Source organism: Teichococcus rhizosphaerae (assembly GCF_002631185.1).
In the GTDB taxonomy this organism is placed as follows: domain Bacteria; phylum Pseudomonadota; class Alphaproteobacteria; order Acetobacterales; family Acetobacteraceae; genus Pseudoroseomonas; species Pseudoroseomonas rhizosphaerae.
In genome coordinates this window covers 89,602-111,924 of the sequence record NZ_PDNU01000005.1, presented here as the reverse complement: position 1 = coordinate 111,924, position 22,323 = coordinate 89,602, and the positions used below count along the sequence as shown (strand labels likewise).

At 70.5% G+C, this 22,323-nt stretch carries 19 protein-coding genes and 1 tRNA gene; 18 read left to right on the top strand and 2 right to left on the bottom strand.

All coding sequences use genetic code 11. The features are described from left to right. Nucleotides 1-5 precede the first annotated feature (5 nt). From CR162_RS05535 to CR162_RS05500, 8 genes are all read left to right on the top strand, one after another. Nucleotides 6-1,613, top strand: a complete 1,608-nt coding sequence (locus CR162_RS05535) for a flavin-containing monooxygenase (protein WP_099094543.1) — start codon at nt 6-8, stop codon at nt 1,611-1,613. A gap of 12 nt (nt 1,614-1,625) precedes the next feature. Then, nucleotides 1,626-2,513 (top strand): alpha/beta hydrolase, encoded by an 888-nt coding sequence (locus tag CR162_RS05530; RefSeq protein ID WP_099094542.1) that lies wholly within the window; start codon nt 1,626-1,628, stop codon nt 2,511-2,513. Nucleotides 2,514-2,728: 215 nt separating this feature from the next. Further along, complete coding sequence (locus CR162_RS05525) at nt 2,729-3,988, top strand: ABC transporter substrate-binding protein (protein WP_099094541.1); 1,260 nt, start codon at nt 2,729-2,731, stop codon at nt 3,986-3,988. Between the two features lie 27 nt (nt 3,989-4,015). Then, nucleotides 4,016-4,918, top strand: a complete 903-nt coding sequence (locus tag CR162_RS05520) for a branched-chain amino acid ABC transporter permease (protein ID WP_099094540.1) — start codon at nt 4,016-4,018, stop codon at nt 4,916-4,918. After that, nucleotides 4,918-5,937 (top strand): branched-chain amino acid ABC transporter permease, encoded by a 1,020-nt coding sequence (locus tag CR162_RS05515; protein ID WP_099094539.1) that lies wholly within the window; start codon nt 4,918-4,920, stop codon nt 5,935-5,937. The genes CR162_RS05520 and CR162_RS05515 overlap by 1 nt, the downstream gene beginning before the upstream one ends. Beyond that, nucleotides 5,937-6,710, top strand: a complete 774-nt coding sequence (locus CR162_RS05510; protein ID WP_099094538.1) for an ABC transporter ATP-binding protein — start codon at nt 5,937-5,939, stop codon at nt 6,708-6,710. The genes CR162_RS05515 and CR162_RS05510 overlap by 1 nt, the downstream gene beginning before the upstream one ends. Further along, nucleotides 6,707-7,423, top strand: coding sequence for an ABC transporter ATP-binding protein (locus CR162_RS05505; RefSeq protein ID WP_099094537.1), 717 nt, complete (start codon nt 6,707-6,709; stop codon nt 7,421-7,423). Before CR162_RS05510 ends, CR162_RS05505 begins: the two co-directional genes overlap by 4 nt. A 44-nt stretch (nt 7,424-7,467) precedes the next feature. Beyond that, on the top strand, nt 7,468-8,253 hold the full coding sequence (locus tag CR162_RS05500) for an SDR family NAD(P)-dependent oxidoreductase (protein WP_099094536.1): 786 nt from the start codon (nt 7,468-7,470) through the stop codon (nt 8,251-8,253). A 9-nt stretch (nt 8,254-8,262) separates the two neighbouring features. Here CR162_RS05500 and CR162_RS05495 read toward each other — a convergent pair whose 3' ends face one another. Continuing rightward, entirely contained in the window at nt 8,263-9,000 is a 738-nt protein-coding gene (locus CR162_RS05495) for an SDR family NAD(P)-dependent oxidoreductase (protein WP_099094535.1), read from the bottom strand. Nucleotides 9,001-9,300: 300 nt separating this feature from the next. Between CR162_RS05495 and CR162_RS05490 the strand changes: the two genes are divergently transcribed. The 10 genes from CR162_RS05490 to CR162_RS22310 all read left to right on the top strand — a co-directional run bounded on the left by CR162_RS05490 (nt 9,301) and on the right by CR162_RS22310 (nt 20,948). Continuing rightward, nucleotides 9,301-9,377 (top strand) — tRNA-Arg (locus CR162_RS05490). Between the two features lie 315 nt (nt 9,378-9,692). Next, nucleotides 9,693-11,588, top strand: coding sequence for a ribonucleoside-diphosphate reductase subunit alpha (locus tag CR162_RS05485; RefSeq protein ID WP_099094534.1), 1,896 nt, complete (start codon nt 9,693-9,695; stop codon nt 11,586-11,588). 165 nt (nt 11,589-11,753) lie between these two features. Then, entirely contained in the window at nt 11,754-13,649 is a 1,896-nt protein-coding gene (locus CR162_RS05480; protein WP_099094533.1) for an HWE histidine kinase domain-containing protein, read from the top strand. 323 nt (nt 13,650-13,972) lie between these two features. Beyond that, a complete protein-coding gene (locus CR162_RS05475; RefSeq protein ID WP_099094532.1) occupies nt 13,973-15,007 on the top strand; it encodes a ribonucleotide-diphosphate reductase subunit beta in 1,035 nt (344 codons plus the stop codon). Between the two features lie 78 nt (nt 15,008-15,085). Beyond that, nucleotides 15,086-15,763 carry an SCO family protein gene (locus tag CR162_RS05470; RefSeq protein WP_099094531.1) on the top strand — a complete coding sequence of 226 codons (678 nt, stop codon included), beginning with the start codon at nt 15,086-15,088 and terminating at the stop codon, nt 15,761-15,763. 161 nt (nt 15,764-15,924) lie between these two features. Next, entirely contained in the window at nt 15,925-16,209 is a 285-nt protein-coding gene (locus CR162_RS05465) for a hypothetical protein (RefSeq protein ID WP_099094530.1), read from the top strand. A gap of 234 nt (nt 16,210-16,443) precedes the next feature. Continuing rightward, a complete protein-coding gene (locus CR162_RS05460; protein WP_099094529.1) occupies nt 16,444-17,469 on the top strand; it encodes a cysteine synthase A in 1,026 nt (341 codons plus the stop codon). Nucleotides 17,470-17,600: 131 nt separating this feature from the next. Then, on the top strand, nt 17,601-19,142 hold the full coding sequence (locus CR162_RS05455) for an acetolactate synthase large subunit (protein ID WP_099094558.1): 1,542 nt from the start codon (nt 17,601-17,603) through the stop codon (nt 19,140-19,142). A gap of 510 nt (nt 19,143-19,652) precedes the next feature. Further along, a complete protein-coding gene (locus CR162_RS05450) occupies nt 19,653-19,958 on the top strand; it encodes a YciI family protein (RefSeq protein ID WP_099094528.1) in 306 nt (101 codons plus the stop codon). 255 nt (nt 19,959-20,213) lie between these two features. After that, nucleotides 20,214-20,948, top strand: a complete 735-nt coding sequence (locus tag CR162_RS22310) for a hypothetical protein (protein ID WP_176559734.1) — start codon at nt 20,214-20,216, stop codon at nt 20,946-20,948. A gap of 58 nt (nt 20,949-21,006) precedes the next feature. Here the strand turns inward: CR162_RS22310 and dgt are convergent, their stop codons facing one another. Then, complete coding sequence (gene dgt / locus CR162_RS05440) at nt 21,007-22,317, bottom strand: dGTP triphosphohydrolase (protein WP_099094527.1); 1,311 nt, start codon at nt 22,315-22,317, stop codon at nt 21,007-21,009. Between the last annotated feature and the right edge of the window lie 6 nt (nt 22,318-22,323).

Below are 22,323 nucleotides of genomic sequence, written 5' to 3'. Positions count from 1 at the left end.
GAGCCATGTCTCCGGCGGTGGAGTTCGACGCCCTGATCATCGGCGCGGGGTTCGCCGGTCTCTACCAGCTCCACATGCTGCGCGACAGGCTGGGGCTGAAGGCCAGGGTGCTGGAGGCCGGCAGCGGCGTCGGCGGCACCTGGTACTGGAACCGGTATCCCGGCGCGCGCTGTGATTCGGAAAGCTACTACTACTCCTATTCCTTCTCCGATTCCCTGCAGCAGGAATGGAGCTGGAGCGAGCGCTATCCCGAGCATGGCGAGATCCGCCGCTATCTCGACCATGTGGCGGACAAGTTCGACCTGAAGCGCGACATCCAGTTCGGCACCCGCGTCGCCAGCGCCGAATATGACGCGGCGGCCAATCTCTGGCATGTCCGCACCGAAGGGGGGGAGGCGTTCTCGGCCCGCTTCCTGATCACCGCGGTGGGCTGCCTCTCGGCCGCCAACATCCCGAAGATCCCGGGCCTCGAGAGCTTCGGCGGGCAGTGGTACCACACGGGCCGCTGGCCGCAGGAGGATGTGGACTTCACCGGCAAGCGCGTGGGCCTGATCGGCACCGGCTCCACCGGCATCCAGGCCACGCCGGTGATCGCCGAGAAGGCCGCGCACCTCACCGTGTTCCAGCGCACCGCCAACTACAGCATCCCCGCCCGCAACGGCCCGGTGAGCGCGGAGGAGCTGCGCGAGATCAAGGCCAACTACGCCGCCATCCGCGAGAAGGCGCGCGCCACGATCAACGGCCACCCCTTCGACATCTCGCCCGATTCCGCGCTTGACGTGGCGGAGGAGGAGCGGCTCGCGCGCTACGAGAAGGCGTGGGAGACGGGCGGCCTGCGCTTCCGCGCCGCCTTCCGCGACCTGCTGACCGACAAGGCCGCCAACGACACCGCCTCCGACTTCATCCGCGCCAAGATCCGCAGCATCGTCAAGGACCCCAAGGTCGCCGAGATGCTGACGCCGAAGGACCATCCCTTCGCCACCAAGCGCCCGCCGATCGACAGCCACTACTTCGAGACCTTCAACCGCGACAACGTCACGCTGGTGGACATCAAGGCGACACCGATCGCCGAGATCACGCCCGCCGGCATCCGCACCAGCGAGCGCGAGCACCCGCTCGACATCATCGTCTTCGCCACCGGCTTCGACGCGATGACGGGCCCGCTGCTGGCCATGGACATCCGCGGGCGGGACGGCGTGGCGCTGCGCGAGGCCTGGGCGGCGGGGCCGCGCAGCTATCTCGGCCTGCAGGTGGCGGGCTTCCCCAACCTGTTCACCATCACCGGGCCGGGCAGCCCGTCGGTGCTGACCAACATGCCCGTCGCCATCGAGCAGCATGTGGAGTGGATCACCGGCTGCATCGACCACATGCGGAAGAACGGGCTGCAGCGCATCGAGCCCGAGGCGGAGGCGGCGGAGCGCTGGGTCGAGCACGTGAACGAGGCGGCCAACGCCACGCTGCTGCCGCTGGCCAACAGCTCCTGGTATCTGGGCGCCAACGTGCCGGGCAAGCCGCGCGTCTTCATGCCCTATGCGGGCGGCATGGCCAATTACGCGCGGGTCTGCGCCGAGGTGGCAGCCAAGGACTATCAGGGCTTCGTGCTCGGCCGCTGAGGCAGGCGCCCGGTGCCCGCGCTTCACCCCGATGTCCTCGCGCTGCTGCAGAAGGCGCGCGAGGCCGGCAGCCAGCCCTTCGAGACCCAGACGCCCGAGGCGGCGCGCGCGGCCCATGCGGCGCGCGCCCGCGCCCTGCAATCCGAAGGCCCGGCATTGCCCTGGGTGCGGGACATGACGGCGCGGGCGGGGGAGGGGCCTCCCGTGCCGGTGCGCCTCTACCGCGCCGCCGAGACGGAACCCGGCGGCGCGCCGCTGCCCTGCCTGCTCTACCTGCATGGCGGCGGCTGGGTGCTGGGCAGCCTGGAGACGCATGACGGGCTGTGCCGCCGCCTGGCGCGGCGGCTCGGCGCCTGCGTGCTGGCGGTGGAATACCGGCTGGCGGCGGAGGCGCCCGCGCTCGGCATCGACCCCGCGCGCATCGCGGTGGGCGGCGACAGCGCCGGCGCCAACCTCGCCGCCGTGCTGGCGCTGATGGCGCGCGATGGCGACGTGCCGTCGGTCGTGTTCCAGATGCTGCTCTACCCCGCCGTCGATCTCGCTATGACGGGGGAAAGCTATGAGCGCTTCCGCGACGGCCTGCCGCTGACGGCGGCGACCATGCGCTGGTTCATCGACCACTACCTGCCGCCGCCGATGGACCGCGCGGATTGGCGCGTCTCGCCCGCCCGGGCGCCGAGCCTGGCCGGGACCGCGCCCGCTCTGGTGCTGACCTGCGGCCACGACCCGCTGTGCAGCGAGGGCCAGCTCTATGCCGCCCGGCTGGAGCGCGAGGGGGTGCGCGTCACCCACCTGCATCTGAGCGACCAGATGCACGGCATCCTCACCATGGACAAGGCGATCGGGCCCGTCGCGGAGGTGGTGGATCTCGCCGCCGGGGTTCTGCGCCGCGCGTGGTGAGGCGGCGGACGGAGGCGGACACCGTCGCGGGCTGGCCGCGCGGATGCCGGCCCGCGCCCGCGGCACGCCGAAGCCAGTTCGCGAACCTTCCTTTTGTGTGCGGGAAAATCCTTGACGGCCTGACTTTGCGCTGCCCAACATGAACGAAACCCATCGGAAAGATGGAGGGCCGGACAGGCGCAGCGAAGGTGCCGGCGGCACAAGGGGAGAGAAAGATGTCCAACGGTGCGAATGCCATCGGGCGGCGTGGGCTGCTCGGCGGCGCCGCGGCGGGGGCGGCCATCCTGGCCGCGCCGCGCATCGCCGGCGCCCAGGCCAAGGTGATCCGCGTCGGCATGCCGACGGTGCTTTCCGGCCGCGTCGCCATCCTCGGCACGTCGAGCCGCACGGCCGTGCAATACGCCTTCAGCCGCATGAACGAGGCGGGCGGCTTCGGCGGCCGCACCCTGCAGCTTGTCGAGCGCGATTCCAAGGGGCGGCCGGACGAGGCCGCCAAGGTCACGCGCGACCTGATCAACAACGATGGCTGCGAGATCATCATCGACGGCGAGGCCTCCTCCGGCGGCTTCGCGGTGCATGAGGTGGTGCGCGACCTGCCGGTGCTGTGCGTCCACACCAACTCGGAAACCTCCTCGCTCACGGCGGACCCGAAGCTGCATGTGAAGACCGCCTTCCGCTGCGCGCGCCAGGGCATCCACGACGCGGTGGCAGGCGGCGTCTACGCCTCCACCATCTCCAAGCAGCGCGGGCTGAAGCGCTGGATGACCTGCTCGCCCGACTACGCCTATGGCCGCGACAACACCGCCGAATTCCTGGAATTCGCCAGGCTCTACGACCCCGCCATCGAGGTGGTGGACCAGGTCTGGCCGCGCCTCTTCGCGCCCGACTACACCGAGAACATCACCAAGGCGCTGCAGGTGCGGCCGCAGGCCATGTATTCGGCGTTGTGGGGCGGCGACCTCGTGAGCTTCATGGAGCAGAGCAACCTCTACCGCCTGTTCCCGAACGTCGCGCTGTTCTCCTCCTCGCTGGGCGACCCGCCGGTGCTGACCGCGATCAAGCAGCTCCCGCCCGGCCTGCACACCGCCTACCGCTACAACCGCACCTATCCGGACAAGCCGGACAACACCGCCTTCGCCGACGGCTTCGCGGGGCTGGCGAAGCACGAGCCCACCAACTGGGCCTGGCAGAACTATGTCGCCTGCCAGTTCATCGGCGAGGCGCTGAAGCGCACCAATGGCCGCACGGAGGGCGCGGCGCTGGCGGCGGAGCTGAAGGGCATGCAGATCTCCTCCGGCCTCGCCGTCGACGAGAAGCTGACGATGCGCGAGTCCGACCACACGCTGATCGGCTACCCCACCGCCTGGGGCCGCACCGTGCCGAAGGCGCCCTTCGTGGAGGACTTCGCCCCCATCGCCTGGTCGCAGATCCTGGAGATGGAGACGCAGTGGAAGAAGCAGAAGGGCTATGCCTGAGCCGCGCCCCGCCACGGGAAACACGCCATGAACCTCGATGTGCTCGCCGGCTGCGTCACCACGGCCTCCTGCTTCGTCACCCAGGTGTCGACGGGGCTGATCGTCGGCATGCTGCTGTTCCTCGTCGCTTCCGGCCTGTCGCTGATCTTCGGCGTGCTGGGCGTGGTCAACTTCGCCCATGGCGTGTTCTACATGCTGGGCGCCTATTTCGCCTTCGCGGCCTATGAGGTCACGGGCAGCTTCATCCTGGCGCTGCTGGCGGGCGCGGCGGGGGCGGGGCTGCTGGGCATCGTCTTCGAGCGCTTCTTCATGAGCCGCGTCTATGGGCGCGACCTGCTGATGCAGCTGCTCGTCTGCTACGCCGCCATCCTGATCTGCGATGACCTGGTGAAGATCGTCTTCGGCGCCGACTACAAGCTGATGGGCATGCCGGAAAGCTTCGCCGCCGCGCCGGTCGAGGTGATGGGCGGCTTCATCCCCGGCTACTACATCTTCATGCTGGCCATGGCGCTCGGCATCGGCGCGGTGCTGTGGCTCGGCATCAACCGCACGCGGCTGGGCAAGATCATCCGCGCCCTGGCGATCAACCCGCAGATGGTGGGCGCGCTCGGCATCAACACGCGGCTGCTCTACGCGGCGGTGTTCGGCATGGGCTGCGTCCTCGCCGGCACGGCGGGCGCGCTGGCGGCGCCGGTGCGCACGCTGACGCCGGGCATGGGCCTGTCCGTGCTGATCGAGAGCTTCATCGTCACCGTCATCGGCGGCATGGGCTCCATCCCCGGCGCGCTGGTGGCGGCGGTGCTGATCGGGCTGACGCGCGCCTTCGGCGCCATCGGCTTCCCGCTCTTCACCGACGGGCTGATGTTCGCGCTGATGGGGCTGGTGCTGATCCTGCGCCCCTCGGGCCTGCTCGGCACGAGGACGGCCTGATGCGCACGGGGCTGGCGCGCGACCTCGGCATCGGCCTGCTGTGCCTGGTGGCGCTGCTGGCCCTGCCGGTGCTGTTCCCGCACCCCTCGCTGCGGGACTTCCTCATCTACGTCATCGCCTATGGCCTGCTGGCGATGTCGCTGAACCTGCTGGTGGGGCTGACCGGGCTGGTCTCCTTCGGGCACGCCGCCTATTTCGCCTCCGGCGCCTATGTGTTCGGCCTGCTGATGCAAGGCGGCGCCGTGTCCATCCCCGTGGCCATGCTGGCGGCGGTGGGCGGTACGGCGCTGCTGGCGCTGGTCATCGGCGCCATCTGCGTGCGGCTGAAGGAGATCTACTTCTCCTTCATCACGCTCGCCTTCCAGATGTTCATCCACAGCATCATCCTGACCTGGGTGGAGCTGACGGGCGGCGACCAGGGGCTGCGCGGCGGCATCCCGCGCCCGCCCTTCCTCGGCATCGACCTGGGCGAGGCCGGTACGCTCTACGGCTTCTGCGCCGTGGTGTTCGTGCTCTGCCTGCTGGTGATGCGGCAGGTCTGGCAGTCGCCCTTCGGCTACACGCTGCGGATGATCCGCGACAATCCGGCGCGCGCCAACTTCCTGGGCGTGGACGTGGTGCGGATGAAGCTCGGGGTCTTTGTCCTCGCCGGCATCATGGCGAGTGTCGCGGGCATCATCATGGCGCTGTTCGTATCCGGTGCCTTTCCGGAGTTCGGCTTCTGGACCACCTCCGGCGAGGCGATCTTCATGATCATGCTGGGCGGCACGCAGGTCTTCCTCGGCCCCGTCATCGGCGCCTTCCTGCTGCAGCTGCTGAACCACTACGTCACCATCTGGACGCACCATCACGGGCTGGTGCTGGGCATCGTCATCCTGGCCATCGTGCTGGGGCTGCGGCGCGGCGTGGCCGACTACGCGGCCGCCTGGCTGGCGGAGCGGCGCGCCGCCAGCCGGCCCGCCGCCGTGCCAGGTCCGGCCGAGACGCCCGCGCCGGCCGAAACCAAGGCGGTGGGCTGATGCTGTCGGTCGAGAACCTGCACAAATCCTTCGGCGGCGTGCAGGCCACGCGGGATGTCACGCTGGATTTCCCGGCAGGCTCCCTCACCGCCATCATCGGCCCCAACGGCGCCGGCAAGACCACCTTCTTCAACCTCATCTCCGGCCATGTCCGCCCCGATTCCGGGCGCGTGGTGTTCGATGGCGCGGATGTGGTGGGCCTCTCCAGCCTGGAGATCGTCCGCCGCGGCATGGCGCGCGCCTTCCAGGTGGCCTCGCTTTTCCCGAGCCTGACGGTGCGGGAGGCGCTCACCGCCGCCGTCACCGCGCATCAGCGCCGCTCCTGGTCGCTCCTTTCGCGCTTCCCGCTGGGCCAGAGCCGCGCGCGGGTGGAGGAGCTGCTGGAGCTGCTCGGCCTCGCGCCCAAGGCGGATCTGGTGTCGAGCAGCCTCTCGCATGGCGACCAGAAGCTGCTCGACATCGGCCTGGCCCTCGCCATGGACCCCAAGGTGCTGCTGCTCGACGAGCCCACCGCCGGCATGGGGCCCGACGAGCGCTGGCGGATGATCGAGAAGGTGCACCATCTCTGGCAGGCGAGACGCCTGACCATGGTCTTCATCGAGCACGACATGGACATCGTCTTCAAATACGCCCAGGCCGTGCATGTGCTGAAATACGGCGCGGTGCTGGCGCAGGGCACGCCGGCCGAGATCCGCCGCAACCAGGACGTGATCGACGCCTATCTCGGCACCGACCACCACCTGGCGGTGGCCACGGGGGAGGTGCCGGCATGAGCGCGCCGCCCATCCTCGAAGTCCGGGGAACGGACGTCTTCTACGGCGCCAGCCAGATCCTGTTCGGCATCGACCTCGCCGTGGCGCGGGGGCAGACCATGGCGCTGCTCGGCCGCAACGGCGCGGGCAAGAGCACCACCTTCAAGGCCATCGCCGGCATCGCGCCGCCGCGCCGGGGGCAGGTGCTGCTCTCGGGCGCGCCCGTCTCGGGCAGGCCGCCCTATCTCGTGGCGCGCGCCGGCATCGGCTATGTGCCGGAGGACCGGCAGGTCTTTCCCGAGCACACGGTGGAGGACAACCTCGTCGTCGGCGCCAAGGCCGGGCCGCGTGGCGACCGGCACTGGACCACCGCGCGCGTCTATGAGGTGTTCCCGCTGCTGGCCGGCATGCGCCACCGCATGGCCGGGCGCCTTTCGGGCGGCGAGCAGCAGATGCTCACCATCGCCCGCACCCTGATGGGCAACCCGGACATCCTGCTGCTCGACGAGCCGAGCGAGGGCCTGGCGCCCATCATCGTGCGCGCCATCGGCGACCTCATCCGCACCCTGCGGGAGATGGGCGTCACCATCCTCATCGCCGAGCAGAACATGCATTTCTGCCTCGGCGTCGCCACCCACGCGACGGTTATCGACAAGGGGCAGGTGGTCTACAGTGCCGGCATCGACGAGCTGCGCGGCAACGACGCCATCCTGCAACGCTACCTGGCCGTCTAGCGGCCCGGCTGTCTGGTTATCTGGCCGTTTGGGAGAAAGCCTGCATGAATCGGGATGAAGGGCGCGGCCGCGTCGCGCTGGTGACGGGTGCGGCCAGCGGCATCGGCCTGGCCACGGCGGAGGTGCTGGCGGCGCGCGGCTGGCGCGTCGTGCTGGCCGACGTGAAGCTGGATGCGGCGCGCGAGGCCGCCGCCCGCCTCGGCGCCGAGGCCATCGCCCTTGATGTTACGGACGAGGCGGCCACCGAGGCCGCCTTCGAGGATGTCGAGGCGCGTCTCGGCCCGGTGGAGGCGCTGATGGCCAATGCCGGCCTGATCCAGCCCGGCGCCACGCCCGAGACGCTGCCGATGGCGGAGTTCGACCGGATCATCGCGGTCAACCTGCGCGGGGTCTATGTTTCCTGCGTCGCCGCGGGGCGGCGCATGGCGCCGCGCGGGCGGGGCGGCATCGTCGTCACCGGCTCCGTCACCGCCTCGCGCACCGTGCCGCTGCACGCCTATGCGCCGGCCAAGGCGGCGGTGGTGCACATGGCCGCCTGCCTCGCCGCCGAATGGGGCCGCTCAGGCGTGCGGGTGAACGCCGTCTCGCCCGGCTTCGTGGCGACGCCGCCGCTGCGCGCCGCCATGGAGCGGGGCCTGCGCGACCCGCGCCTGATCGCCGAGGCGGCGGCGCTCGGCCGCATGGTGGAGCCCGCCGAGATCGGCGCCGCCGTGGCCTTCCTGCTGTCCGACGACGCCTCGGCCATCACCGGCATCGACCTGCCGGTGGATGCCGGCTGGCTGGCGGGGGCGCACCTGACCACCTATGGCGGCATGCGCGCCCCCCGCTGAAGGCGCCGCTCAGCGGTAGTGCATCGCCCCGTTCACGTCGAGCACGGCGCCGGAAACATAGCCGGCGCCGGGGCCGGCCAGGAACACGGCGGCGGCCGCGATCTCCTCCGCCGTGGCCATGCGGCCGAGCGGGAACTGCTCGGGGCGGTAGCCCTGGCCGGCCGTCATGGGCGTCTCCACCGGGCCGGGGGCGATGGCGTTGACCAGCACCCCCTGCGGCGCTCCCCGCCGCGCCAGCCAGCGCGTGAAGGCGTGCAGCCCTCCCTTGGAGAAGGCGTAGTGCGGCCCCGACGCCACGCCGCCCATCCACCCCGCGACGGAGCCGCAGAGCACGATCCGCCCCCGCCCGCGCGCCGCCATGCCGGGCAGCAGGGCGCGGGTGAGGTTGATCGGGCCGTGGATGTTCACCTCCATCACGCGCCGCAGGCTGTCGTCCCAGCCTTCCGCCATCCAGTCGTCGAAGGGGCAGATGGCGGCCATGTCGATCAGCGCGTCCACCGGGCCGGCCTCCGCCACCAGCGCCTCCACCGCCGGGCGCTGGCTGATGTCGAGCCGGTGGCAGGCGGCATCCCGGGCGGCGGGGCCGATGCGGGCGGCGATCTCCTCCGGCGCCATCAGGTCGGCCAGGACCAGGCGGGCGCCCTGGCCGGCGCAGAGCCGCGCCGTGGCGCTGCCGATGCCGCCCCCCGCGCCGGTGATCAGGACGGTCTGGCCCGCCAGGGAAAAGGGATTGGGTGTGTCGGCCATGCGCTCAGCATCCTCCGCGACCGGGGCTCGCCGCCCCTTGGTTTCCAGGCGGGAGGCGTGGCCCCGGCGGGCCGCCACCTCCCGGCACAGAGCCTCGCGCGGAGCGGGAGAAAGTCCAGGGGGGAGGGGGCGCGGGAAGCGGGTGGCGTCGCCCGCGGGCTGCGCCAGCCGGGCGCGCCGCGAGGGGCGCGTGGCGGAAGGGCTCGTTCTGCGGGGGGAAAGGTGCAAAAAAACTTCCGAAAACCGTCTCCGCCAGGTTGCGCGCCGGCCGCCGGTTGGGTATTCCCCCGCCACTGGCAAGCGCCCGTAGCTCAGCTGGATAGAGCACCAGACTACGAATCTGGGGGTCAGAGGTTCGAATCCTTTCGGGCGCGCCAGTCAGCTTTCAAAGGAGCACGGAGCAATCCGGGGCTCCTTTTTTCATGGCCGGCCCCCGCCGGAATGCCGGCGCTGACGCTGGCGCCGTCAGATAATTTTTACGCTGCGGCCGCCTGTGAGCCGCATGGTGGATAACCTTGGCATCGCCAGATTTTTCCGGCGGTTCGGCTCCCGGCGCTCCTGTGGGCGAAAGGTCACGCCAGCAAATTGTGGGGGTGGAGGCCGCATCCGACCCACCAGATATGGGTTGATGGCGTGAAGGGGGCGGTGCAAATGTGCCCGCTTCCAGACCCAAGCCATCAGGGATTCCCGCCGTGTTCGATGCCGTTCAGCTTGCCGGAGACGTTCAGCTCGCGGGGCATGGTCAGGTGCGCGTGGACCGCTCTCGCGATGCGCTGCTGACCGATTTCGGCAAGGCCACCCTCGACGACCGCTACCTGATGCCGGGCGAGTCCTACCAGGACCTGTTCGCCCGCGTGGCCAGCGCCTATGGCGACGACGCCGCCCATGCCCAGCGCATCTACGACTACATCTCGAAGCTGTGGTTCATGCCGGCGACGCCGGTGCTGTCCAATGGCGGCACGACGCGCGGCCTGCCCATCTCCTGCTTCCTGAACGAAGCCAACGACAGCCTGAACGGCATCGTCGATCTCTGGAACGAGAATGTCTGGCTCGCCTCGAAGGGCGGCGGCATCGGCTCCTACTGGGGCAACCTGCGCTCGATCGGCGAGAAGGTCGGGCAGAACGGCAAGACCTCCGGCATCATCCCCTTCATCCGGGTGATGGACAGCCTGACGCTGGCGATCAGCCAGGGCTCGCTGCGGCGCGGCTCGGCGGCGGTGTACCTCCCTGTCTCGCACCCCGAGATCGAGGAATTCATCGACATGCGCCGCCCGACCGGCGGCGACCCGAACCGCAAGGCGCTGAACCTGCACCACGGCGTGCTGATCCCCGACGCCTTCATGCGCGCGGTCGAGAACGACGAGGAATGGGCGCTGTGCTCGCCCAAGGACGGCGCGGTGATCCGCAAGATCCCGGCGCGCGGCCTCTGGATCCGCATCCTGATGGCGCGCATCGAGCAGGGCGAGCCCTACATCATCTACTCGGACCATGTGAACCGCGCGCAGCCCGAGCACCAGAAGCTCGCGGGCCTGGAGGTCAAGACCTCCAACCTGTGCTCCGAGATCACCCTGCCCACGGGGCGCGACCAGCACGGGCGCGAGCGCACCGCCGTGTGCTGCCTGTCCTCGCTCAACCTCGAGACCTGGATGGAATGGAAGGACGATCCGGACTTCATCCCGGACGTGATGCGCTTCCTCGACAACGTGCTGCAGAACTTCATCGACACCGCGCCGGATTCCATGGCGCGGGCGAAGTACAGCGCCATGCGCGAGCGCAGCGTGGGCCTCGGCGTGATGGGCTTCCATTCCTTCCTGCAGCAGCAGAACGTGCCCTTCGAGAGCGTCATCGCGAAGGTGTGGAACAAGCGGATGTTCAAGCACATCCGCGAGCAGGCCGACCTCGCCTCCCGCCGGCTGGCCGATGAGCGCGGGCCCTGCCCGGATGCCGCCGAGTACGGCTTCAACGAGCGCTTCTCCAACAAGATGGCGATCGCGCCGACGGCGTCCATCTCCATCATCTGCGGCGGCGCGAGCCCCGGCATCGAGCCGATCGCGGCCAATGTCTACAACCACAAGACGCTGTCCGGCTCCTTCATCGTGCGCAACCCGTACCTGAAGAAGCTGCTGCAGAAGCACGGCCGCGACGACGACGAGACCTGGACCAACATCACCGTCACCAAGGGCAGCGTCCAGCACCTCGACTTCCTGGACGAGCAGGAGAAGGCGGTGTTCAAGACCGCCTTCGAGCTGGACCAGCGCTGGGTGGTGGAGCACGCGGCCGACCGCACGCCCTTCATCTGCCAGAGCCAGTCGGTGAACATCTTCCTGCCCGCCGACGTGCACAAGCGCGACCTGCACCAGATCCACTACCAGGCCTGGAAGAAGGGCGTGAAGTCGCTCTACTACTGCCGCAGCCTGTCCATCCAGCGCGCCGACACCATCAGCGAGAAGGTGGCGGTGCAGCCGGCCCTGGGCTTCGCGGCGGCCAACAGCATCGAGGCGGTGCTGCCCGCGGCGCCACCCCGCGGCACCCGCGCGGTGGCCGGCGAGAACGGCACGAACTACGAGGAATGCCTCGCCTGCCAGTGACGCGCCCATGCCGGGGCGAGGCGGGTCCGGAACACTGACACTCCGGAACAACACCATTGGGTGATCGTGGCTTTGGCATGAGCCCGGCGTCCGGTCTTGCCTTACAATGCTTGTTTATCAAGAGCCTCCAAGCTCCCGGTGCAGGCATTGTCAGCGAGGCTCCCGATGGTGGGCGATCCGATCACCTCCGGCACGGGCGGGCGTTTCCGCGGCGGGCTGGAGAGCATCATCCTCGATTCCGAGCGGTTGCGGTTCGGCGCGGCGCCGGGTGTCCAGCAGCTCGACCGCGAAGGTCGCTTCCTGACGGTCAGCACGCCTCTCGCCCAGCTTTGCGGCTGGACGGAGCAGGAGCTGGCGGGCCGGCGGTTCTGGGAACTGGCCGCGGAGGATGACGACCGGCGCCTGCTGGAGGACCGCTTCCGCGCGATGATCCGCGGCGAGGTGCCGGGCTTCGTCGCCAAATGCGGCCATGCGAGGAAGGAGGGCGGCCAGTTCTGGGCCGGCCTGCGCGCCTTCGCCGCGCCAGGCGCGAATGGCGGCATCGTCGGCGCGGTCTACATCATCGAGGACGACACCCATGACAGGGAGGCCGCCGACGCCGCGCGGCAGCTGGCCGAGCTGGTGGAGCAATCGACCGACTTCATCGGCATCGCGCGGCTGGACCTGTCCATCGTCTTCATCAACCCGGCCGGGCTCCGCCTGGTCGGGCTGGAAAGCCTCGACGCCGCCCGTGCCAAGAGGGTGCCCGACTACTTTCCTGAGCAGGAAAGGGATTTCGTCTCCGCCACGCTGGTGCCCGCCGTCCATGAGAACGGCTTCTGGCAGGGCGAGCAGACCTTCCGGAACTTCAGCACGGGCGAGATGATCCCCGTCTGGTGCAACACCTTCCTGCTGCGCGACGCGCAGGGGCGGATCACCGGCTATGGCACCGCCACGCGGGACCTGCGCGAGCTGCACAAGAACGAGGGCTGGCTGATCGCGCTGCTGCAACTCGGCGACCAGCTGCGCGACCTGCACAGCCCCGCGCAGATCGCCGTGGCCGCCGCCGAGATGATCGGCCGCCTGCTGGGCGCCACGCGCGCGGGCTATGCCGTGATCGCCATGAACGACACGGTCCATGTCGAGCGCGACTGGACGGATGGCACCGTCGCCAGCATCGCCGGCACCTGGCACCTGCCCACCTACTGGAACCTCGCGCGGCTGGCGGAGGAGCCGCCCGACATCATCGCCGTCTCCGACGTGGCCGCCGACCCGCGGGCCGCGCCGCACGCCGCCTCCTACGCCGCGATCTCCACCCAGGCCCTTCTGCTGGTGCCGGTGATGGTGAAGAAGGGCAGCATCTCCTTCCTGTTCGTGCACGACTCGCTGCCGCGCGAATGGAGCAGCGACGAGATCTCCTTCGCCCGCGGCGCGGCGGAACGCGCCTGGGGCGCCATGGAGCGCGCCGCCGCCGAGCTGCGCCAGACGCTGATGACGCGCGAGCTGAACCACCGGGTGAAGAACACCCTCGCGGTGGTGCAGGCCATCGCCTTGCAGACCGTCCGGAGCACGACGGACCTGGCCTCCTTCGGCCCGAGCTTCCAGGCGCGGCTCATCGCGCTGGCGCGGGCGCACGACCTGCTGACGCAGGCGGACTGGCAGGGCGTCTGCCTGAGCGAGGTGCTCCAGGCCGGGCTGGCGACGGGCGGCAACATCCAGGTCGACCTCCAGGACTGCCCGGACGACGACATCCTCCCCTCCGCCCAGGCGCTGTCGCTGACCATGGCGCTGCACGAGCTCCTGACCAACGCGGTGAAGCACGGCGCGCTTTCCGCGCCCGGCGGCAGCGTTTCCGTCACCTGCCGGATGGAGGCGGACGGCACGGCCAGGATCGTGGAATGGACGGAGCGGGGTGGCCCCCGCCTCCAGGGCGCGCCGGCAAGGAAGGGCTTCGGGATGCGGCTGCTGGGGCGGGGGCTCGCGGCGCAATCGGGCATGGTGGTGCGGATGGACTTCCGGCCGGAGGGGCTGCACTGCGTGCTGCACCTGCCGCGCCTCGCCCTGCCTCCGGCGGCGGCGTAGGGCACCGGCCCGCCAGAGGGGCGCAGGGCCGAATCCGGCGGCGCTTTCTTGCGCTCCGCCCTTCCGGCCAATATGCTGGCCGGCGATGAGGCGATGCGGCGAGAGGAAGGCTAGGAGGCTGGCATGGGCAAGGTTCGTGCAGCCCGCCATTCCGGCCCCGTGACCGCCGCGGACGCTTCCGCCAGGCCCGCCTTCAAGCCCGCCAGCCGATAGGGACCGAGGGGCGCCACCTTCCCGGTTCCCCGATCCCGCCAATCCGAAGATGCTCCGCGCCGCGCCAGCATGGCGGGCGTGGAACCATGCCTGAACGCCGGAGAGAATCCATGTCCGACCCCGTCGCGCCCGAGAAGATGGACCTTCTCACCGCCAACCCGGTCTACAAGCCGTTCCGCTACCCTTGGGCCTATGACGCCTGGATGACGCAGCAGCGCGTCCACTGGCTCCCCGAGGAGGTGCCGATGGCCGACGACGTGAAGGACTGGCAGAAGAACCTCACCGACGTCGAGCGCAACCTCATCACCCAGATCTTCCGCTTCTTCACCCAGGCGGACGTCGAGGTGAACTCGGCCTACATGAAGCACTACAGCCAGGTGTTCAAACCCACCGAGGTGCTGATGATGCTGTCCGCCTTCTCGAACATCGAGACGGTGCACATCGCGGCCTACTCGCACCTGCTCGACACCATCGGCATGCCGGAGACCGAGTACCAGGCCTTCCTCAAGTATAAGGAGATGAAGGACAAGTACGACTACATGCAGTCCTTCACCACCGAGAACAAGACGGAGATCGCCAAGACCCTGGCGGCCTTCGGCGCGTTCACGGAAGGGCTGCAGCTCTTCGCCTCCTTCGCCATCCTGCTGAACTTCCCGCGCTTCAACAAGATGAAGGGCATGGGGCAGATCGTGACGTGGTCGGTGCGCGACGAGACGCTGCACTGCCTGTCCGTCATCCGCCTGTTCCGCACCTTCATCCAGGAGAACCCGGAGATCTGGACGGAGCAGTTCCGCCGCGACCTGACGGAGATCTGCACCACCATCGTCGAGCACGAGGACGCCTTCATCGACCTCGCCTTCGAGCTGGGCGGCGTGCAGGGCATGACGCCCGAGGACATCAAGCTCTACATCCGCTTCATCGCCGACCGCCGGCTGCAGCAGCTCGGCCTCGACGCGCATTACGGCATCGAGAAGAACCCGCTCCCCTGGCTGGACGAGATCCTGAACGCGGTGGAGCACATGAACTTCTTCGAGGGCCGCGCCACGGAATATTCCAAGGCCAGCACCCAGGGCACCTGGGAGGAGGCCTTCGCCGAGGGCGTGTTCTCCGACAGGCAGCCGGAAGGGCAGATCCTCCCCCGGTAAGGCCCCGCTGCAGGGGCGGAAGGGGCGGGGCCCTTTTCGCCCTCACCAAGGCACGGGCATTGGGTTAAGGAAGGGGCCATGCAACGCCTCCTCCGCATCCTCGTCCTTGTCCTGATCCTCGGCCTCGGCGCGCTCTGGGGCGTGGCCTGGTTCGGCCGGCAGCCCGGGGAGCCGCTGGGCGATGCCTTCATGCGGCAGGTCGCCGCCCTCACGGGCCAGGAAGCGCCGCTGCCCTCGGCCGGCGGCGTGCAGCTGCCGCAGGGCGCCAGCCTGGGCGGCCCCTTCACCCTGGTGAACCAGGAGGGCCGCACCGTCACCCAGGCCGATTTCGGCGGCGGGCTGCTGGTGGCCTATTTCGGCTTCACCTTCTGCCCCGATGTCTGCCCCACCGAGCTCGGCGCCATCAGCGCCGCCATGGACCTCCTATCCCCCGCCCAGGCCGCTCGCGTGACGCCGGTCCTGTTCACCATCGATCCGGAGCGCGACACGCCGGAGGCGCTGAAGGCCTATGTCGCCAACTTCCATCCCCGCATGGTGGGCCTGACCGGCACGCCCGAGCAGGTGGCGGAAACCGCGCGGCGGTTCCGCGTGTACTACGCCAAGGTCACGCGCCCGGAGATGAGCGAGTACCTGATGGACCACTCCTCCTTCATCTACCTGATCGGACCGGACGGGCGCGTGCGCACCCTGCTGCGCCCGCAAACCTCTCCCGAGAACATCGCTGCGGCGATACGCGGCCAGCTTGCAGGAATGTAGCCCCCTGAAACCTTTGAGAACGTCCGCTCCGGCGGCCGTGTCATTGGTAGGCAGATTGTCTAAAGATCTGCTAAGAGAAAGCGCCTGTCGTCTCGTGAATTCGGTTGGTGTGTGGAGCAGGAAGAGAATGGCGGGGCTGTGGACCGGGGAGCGGCATCATCATGGCAGATGACTTGTCAGAAGGCCGGACGGATCGCGAGGCGGGGCGCAGCGGCCAGGCCGCCCCGCGGCACACGCGCCGCCTGTCCGACAAAATCCTCATCGCCTTCCACCAGGCCTGCGACCAGGGCGACTTCCAGGTCGCGGAGGAACTGCTCCGCATCCTGGAGACCATGCTGACCCGCCGCCCCATGGCGCCGGACCATAACCGCCGCAAGAACATGGAAAGCCTGGTCGCGGCGCATGAGAGGCTCTGGCTGCTGCGCCACCCCGAGCCGGGCAACTGAGCGGCCCCGCCGCCCATCCGGCGGGAGGTTGCCCCGCGCCACATCGGTGAAGTGGAAAACCGCGATCTCATGTCGGGGTTCGGCACCGGCCCTCCGTTGACACGCGATCGGCCTGCGTGATTTCCTGGCGCCCTCAGGAGGAGGACGCCGCATGAGCATCCCGTCGGGCCGGAACGCTCCGGACTTCATCGCAGCCCGCTCCTGCTCCCGCTCCGTCGGGCCCCGGCCGGCCTGATGCCCGCCCCCGCTCCCCGCATCGCGGATGGCTTCATCGCGGATGGCTTCTGGGGCGCCGTCGGCAACACGCCGCTGATCCGCCTGCGCCGCGCCTCGGCGGAAACCGGCTGCGAGATCCTCGGCAAGGCCGAGTTCATGAACCCGGGCGGGTCGGTGAAGGACCGGGCGGCGCTGGGCATCCTGCAAGGCGCGGTGGAGCGCGGGCTGCTCACCCCCGGCCGCCCCGGCACGGTGGTGGAAGGCACCGCCGGCAACACCGGCATCGGGCTGGCGCTGGCCGCCCAGGCGCGCGGCTGGAAGAGCGTCATCGTCGTGCCCGAGACGCAAAGCCGCGAGAAGCTGGACTTCCTGCGCATGATCGGCGCCGATCTGCGCCTCGTTCCCGCAAAGCCCTTCAGCGATCCCGGCAACTATGTGCATGTGTCCCGCCGGCTGGCGGAGGAGCTGGGTGCGGTCTGGGCCAACCAGTTCGACAACACCGACAACGCCCTGGCGCATGAGCGCAGCACCGGCCCCGAGATCTGGGAGCAGACGGGCGGGGCGGTGGACGCCTTCACCTGCGCCTGCGGCACGGGCGGCACGCTGGCGGGCACGGCGCGGGCGCTGAAGGCGCGCAACCCGGATGTGCGGATCGTGCTGGCCGACCCGGAAGGCAGCGCCCTGGCGCCCTGGGTGAACACCGGCACGGTGAAGGCCAGCCCCGGCGGTTCCGTCACCGAGGGCATCGGCCAGGCCGCCCGCGTGCCCGGCAACCTCAATGGCGCGCCGGTGGACGCCGCCGAGACCATCCCGGACGCGGAGGCGCTGGCGCAGGTCTTCTCGCTGCTGGCCGAGGAGGGGCTTTGCGTCGGCGGCAGCGCCGGGCTGAACGTGGCCGCCGCCATCCGCGTGGCCCGCGCGCTCGGGCCGGGCCACACGGTGGTGACGATCCTTTGCGACGGTGGCGCGCGCTACCAGTCCAAGCTGTTCAACCCGGCCTTTCTGCGGGAGAGGAACCTGCCGGTCCCGGCCTGGCTGGCCTGACCGGCGGACGCGGAAAGGGGCGGCGCGGCCGGACTTTTTCGCTCCGGTAGCGCCATCCGATACCCGTCCCCTTGGCCCGGCGCCGCTTTGGTTGCACCCTCCGCCCGATGACCGCCGAGGGAGAGACGCCGGTGAATGGAGCCGAGAGCCTTGTCCACACCCTGCTGAAGAGCGGGGTAGACACCTGTTTCGCCAATCCGGGCACCAGCGAGATGCACTTCGTCGCCGCGCTCGACCGGATCCCCGGCATGCGCTGCGTGCTGGGCCTGCAGGAGAACATCGTCACCGGCATGGCGGACGGCTACTGGCGCATGGCCGAGAAGCCGGCGGCCACCCTGCTGCATTGCGGCCCGGGCCTGGCGAACGGCCTGGCCAACCTGCACAACGCCCGCCGCGCCCGCAGCGGCATCGTCAACATCGTGGGCGACCAGGCGACCTATCACCGCCCGCTCGACGCCCAGCTCACCGCCGACACCGAAGGCTGGGCGCGCCCGGTTTCCGGCTGGGTGCGGACCGCGATGGACGCCAAGCGCGTGGGCGCGGATGCCGCCGTGGCCGTGCAGGCCGCGCGCACCGCGCCGGGGCAGATCGCCACGCTGATCCTGCCCGCCGACACCGCCTGGAACGAGGGCGCGGAGCCGGCCGAGGCGCTGCCCGTGCCGCCCAGCCCGGCGCCCGACCCGCATGCGGTGAAGACCGCCGCCCGCATCCTACGCGAGAAGAAGAACGTGCTGATCCTGCTGGGCGGCGTCGCCCTGCGGGCCGAGGGCCAGGCGCTGGCCTGGAGCGCCGCCCAGGCCACCGGCCAGCGCGTGCTGGCCGAGATGTCCAATGCCCGCGTCCAGCGCGGCCGCGGCCGCCTGCAGCTCGAGCGCGTGCCCTATCCGGCGGACATGGCGATCGACGCGCTGAAGTGGGTGGAGCACCTGATCCTGGTGAACAGCAAGGCGCCGGTCGGCTTCTTCGCCTATCCGGGCAAGCCCAGCCTCCACTACCCGGAAACGGCCAGCGTCCACGTCCTGTCCCGCTACGAGGAGGACGGCCTCGCCGCGCTGCAGGCGCTGGTCGACGAGCTGGGCGCGCCGCAGGCCGCCATCCCCGACCCGGGGCCCCGCCCCGAGCCGGCCAGGGGCGCCCCGACCCCGGAGGGCCTGGCGCGCACCCTCGCGGCGCTGATGCCGGAGGGCGGCATCGTCGCCGACGAGAGCGTCTCCTTCGGCCGCGGCTTCTACAAGGAGACCCACGCGGCGGTGCCGCATGACTGGCTGCACATCACCGGCGGCGCCATCGGCTGCGGCATGCCGCTGGCCACGGGGGCTGCGATCGGCGCCGGCGGGCAGCGCCGCGTCATCAACCTGCAGGCCGACGGCTCGGCCATGTACACGCTGCAGGCGCTGTGGACCCAGGCGCGGGAAAGGCTGCCCGTCACCACCATCATCCTGTCGAACCGCAAGTACCAGATCCTGATCGGCGAGTACCAGAACGTGGGCGCCAATCCCGGCCCGACGGCGATGAGCATGCTCGACCTCGGCAACCCGGACCTGGACTGGCTGCGGCTGGCCGGCGGCATGGGGGTGGAGGCGGCGCGCGCCACCACGCTGGAGCAGTGCGCGGACCTGCTGTCCCAGTCCTGCGCCCAGCAGGCGCCGTTCCTGATCGAGCTGGTGATCTGACGGCGGTATCCCGCGGGAGCAGAAGGGGGGCGGCGCCACGCGGATGGTGCCGCCCCATTCTTTTTGCGAACTTCTCGCAAATCCCGCTTGACGCGACCCGGCTGTTGGTATGTATTGCGAATAACTCGCAGTTGCAGCGAGGGCTGGCGGAAAGCGGTCACTACCGTCCCACCGCGTCACCGGATCCCGCACTCTCCCCGGGTTCCGCCAGCCCCCGAGGCAACAGTGGGAACCGGTTTCTGGCCCGCAGGGGGGGCCAGGGGCCGGAAGCGGACCGGGGAGGGCCAGGCGCACTATGCGAACCGTCTGGTCCAGCCGCGCGGCACCTGAAGGGGGACGCCGCCGGCCGATGATTTTGCACGCGGGCAGGGCGTGCAACCCCGGTCCGCGCCCCCTTCCTTCCTTTCTTCCGGTGTGGCCTGCCGCGCAATCCGCGCCCGCGAGGGCTGGCGCGGGGCGAGCCAGCCGCTAGGCTGGCAGCGTCCAAGCCAGACGGAGGAAACACCCTTCATGCCCTACATCATCGAGACCTTCGACAAGCCCGGCAGCCTCGACCTGCGCAAGGCGACGCGCGAGGAGCACATCGACTACCTCGAATCGCAGGTGGAGAAGCTGCTCGCCTGCGGCGCCAAGCTGAACGACGACGGCAGCGACGCCGGCGGCGGCTTCTACATCGTCGATGTGGAAACCCGCGCCGAGGCCGAGGCCTTCATCGCCGCCGACCCCTTCACCAAGGCCGGGCTGTTCGAGCGCACCGCCATCACCCGCTGGCGCCGCGGCTATCTCGACCGCAAGAGCTACCTGCGGCCGCGCTGAGCCGCGCGGCGAGGCCCGGCGGCCGGCCGGCCAAGCGGGAGGCCTTCGGGCGCGGCCCGCGGCTGGCCGGGCTGGCCGGCGGAGAAGACCGGCCGGAGCCGGTCGGCTGGAACGGGCTCGCCAACATCCTGGCGGCGCGGGAGGCGCCGGGCTGAATGGCGCGGAGGCGCGGGGCCGACGGAGCGCAACCCCGCCCCGGCGGGGTGGTTTCCCTCCATGACGGCGCGCCCGGCGCGCATCAGGATGGAGGAGCACATGACCGTCACCGCGCGTCCCCGATTGCTGGCGCTGGCCACCGCCGCCGCCCTGGTGGCCGGCCCTGGCCTGGCGCTGGCCCAGGGCACCGGGACCACCCCCGGCACCACTCCTGGCACCGCCACATCCCCTCCGGCCAGCCGGCAGGAGCAGACCCTGCAGAACAACAGCGCCACCCGCGCGCTGGACCGTGCCGCCGGCACCAACACCTCGGGCGCCTATCCCGGGCAGTCGGACGGCACGCCGGGCAACCCGCCCGGCACCGCCGCCACCCGCGCGCTGGACCGTGCCGCCGGCACCAACACCTCGGGCGCTTATCCTGGGCAGTCGGACGGCACGCCGGGCAATCCGCCCGGCACCGCCGCCGAGCGGGAGCTGGACCGCGCCACGGAGCCCGACAGGGCGGCCCCCCGCCCCGACCGCCGCAGCGAGGCGGCACCGCGCCTGCTGCTGGCGCAGAACCCGCTGGGCCCGCGGCCGGGGCTGGAGAGCGGCGCGACGCTGAGCGGCCCCGAGGCCAAGAGCGGCACGGGCAACAACACGGGCAACGCGCCGGGCGGCTCGACCACGCCGACCCCGGGCAACGCGGCCAGCCAGCCGGAGCGGCAGGGCGGCATGGCTCCCTCGGGCGGGCCTTCGCAGTTCACCACCGGCGCGCCCTCGCTGGAGACGCGGGAGGTGAGGCCGCCGACCGGCAACCCGACGCCGCAGCAGCGCCCCGAAAGCGCCAACTGAGGCGCGGGCCAGGGCCACATCCCGCCGGAAGAGGGGAAGGGGGCCAGCGCCCCCTTTCTCACAGCCCGCGCAGCCGGGCGGCCAGGTGGGCGGCGTAGTTGTCCGTCATGCCGGACACGAAATCGACGGCGCAGCGGATCGTCTCGCTCGGGGTGAAGCCGGGCTTCGGGTGGTAGTCCTGCATCAGCGAGAGCGCCTGCCGGGGGCGGGAGGGGATGTCGTCGAAGCCGTGCCGCGCCACCGCCAGGCAGGCCTCCAGGAACACCGCCAGCGTCTTCTCCAGCACGTCCCAGGCGCCGATCTCGAACTCCGCCTTGCGCGGATGGAAGTAGAGCTTGTCCCGGTTGGTGTCCTGCACGGCGCGGAACAGCTCGCGCAGCTCCGTCTCGCACAAGCCGATCAGCGAATCGCCCGCCGGCACGGCGCCGGCCATGAAGCGCGGATGGTGCGCGCAATAGGCTTCCGCCGCCGCGCCGATCAGCCGTCCGATGGCGCCCGAGCGCAGCAGCGCCACCTTCTGCGCCTCCGTGTCCTCGGCCGCGAGCCGCGCCCCCTCCACCCGCGCCAGCGGCGCCACCAGCGCCTCATAGGTGGCGTAGGGGACGATCTGCAGCTCCACCGCGTCCTCGAGGTCGGCGAGGCCGTAGGTGATGTCGTCCGCCGCCTCCATCAGCCACACGGCGGGGTGGCGCGGATGCGGCCCTTCCAGCCCGCAGGCGGCGGTGACGGCGGCGAAGGCCTCGCGCTCGGTGGCGAAGTGGTTGAACTTCACGCCCGCCCGGCCCTGCCGCGCGGCGCGCGGGTCCAGGGCGTCCCAGGGATATTTCAGGAAGGCGCCGAGGCTGGCGGAGGTCAGCTTCAGCCCGCCGCGCTCGCGGTAGCCATCGGCCCGGGTGAGGATGCGGAAGCCCTGGGCGTTGCCGTCGAAGAAGCGGAGGTCCTCGTCCAGTCCCAGCCCGCTGGCGCGGCCCTCAGCCTCCATCCAGCGCGCCATGAAGGTGGCGATCACCTCCTCCCCGGCATGGCCGAAGGGCGGGTTGCCGATGTCGTGCGCCAGGCAAACGGCCTGCACGAGGTAGCCCAGGTCGTCCGGCGTGTGGCCGGCGGCCACCAACTCGCCGCGCAGCCGGGAACCCACCGCGAAGCCCAGCGAGCGGCCCACCGAGGCCACCTCCAGCGTGTGCAGCAGGCGGTTGCGCACATGGGCGTTGAAGGGCAGGGGGTGGACCTGGGTCTTCTGCTGGAGCCGCCGGAAGGGGCGGCTGAAGACGATGCGGTCCTGGTCGATCTGGAAGGCGTTGCGGTTGGGCGCCGGGCGGGCCGCGTCCGAGAGGAAGCGGCGCCTCTCGAACAGCGTCTCCCAGCGCATGGGGCG

Excerpts from the sequence above, each read along its gene's own strand:
- CR162_RS05535 (WP_099094543.1), top strand. The coding sequence starts at position 6 with ATGTCTCCGGCGGTGGAGTTCGACGCCCTGATCATCGGCGCGGGGTTC.
- CR162_RS05525 (WP_099094541.1), top strand. The coding sequence starts at position 2,729 with ATGTCCAACGGTGCGAATGCCATCGGGCGGCGTGGGCTGCTCGGCGGC.
- CR162_RS05520 (WP_099094540.1), top strand. The coding sequence starts at position 4,016 with ATGAACCTCGATGTGCTCGCCGGCTGCGTCACCACGGCCTCCTGCTTC.
- CR162_RS05515 (WP_099094539.1), top strand. The coding sequence starts at position 4,918 with ATGCGCACGGGGCTGGCGCGCGACCTCGGCATCGGCCTGCTGTGCCTG.
- CR162_RS05510 (WP_099094538.1), top strand. The coding sequence starts at position 5,937 with ATGCTGTCGGTCGAGAACCTGCACAAATCCTTCGGCGGCGTGCAGGCC.
- CR162_RS05505 (WP_099094537.1), top strand. The coding sequence starts at position 6,707 with ATGAGCGCGCCGCCCATCCTCGAAGTCCGGGGAACGGACGTCTTCTAC.
- CR162_RS05500 (WP_099094536.1), top strand. The coding sequence starts at position 7,468 with ATGAATCGGGATGAAGGGCGCGGCCGCGTCGCGCTGGTGACGGGTGCG.
- CR162_RS05495 (WP_099094535.1), bottom strand. The coding sequence starts at position 9,000 with ATGGCCGACACACCCAATCCCTTTTCCCTGGCGGGCCAGACCGTCCTG.
- CR162_RS05480 (WP_099094533.1), top strand. The coding sequence starts at position 11,754 with ATGGTGGGCGATCCGATCACCTCCGGCACGGGCGGGCGTTTCCGCGGC.
- CR162_RS05475 (WP_099094532.1), top strand. The coding sequence starts at position 13,973 with ATGTCCGACCCCGTCGCGCCCGAGAAGATGGACCTTCTCACCGCCAAC.
- CR162_RS05470 (WP_099094531.1), top strand. The coding sequence starts at position 15,086 with ATGCAACGCCTCCTCCGCATCCTCGTCCTTGTCCTGATCCTCGGCCTC.
- CR162_RS05465 (WP_099094530.1), top strand. The coding sequence starts at position 15,925 with ATGGCAGATGACTTGTCAGAAGGCCGGACGGATCGCGAGGCGGGGCGC.
- CR162_RS05460 (WP_099094529.1), top strand. The coding sequence starts at position 16,444 with ATGCCCGCCCCCGCTCCCCGCATCGCGGATGGCTTCATCGCGGATGGC.
- CR162_RS05450 (WP_099094528.1), top strand. The coding sequence starts at position 19,653 with ATGCCCTACATCATCGAGACCTTCGACAAGCCCGGCAGCCTCGACCTG.
- CR162_RS22310 (WP_176559734.1), top strand. The coding sequence starts at position 20,214 with ATGACCGTCACCGCGCGTCCCCGATTGCTGGCGCTGGCCACCGCCGCC.
- dgt (WP_099094527.1), bottom strand. The coding sequence starts at position 22,317 with ATGCGCTGGGAGACGCTGTTCGAGAGGCGCCGCTTCCTCTCGGACGCG.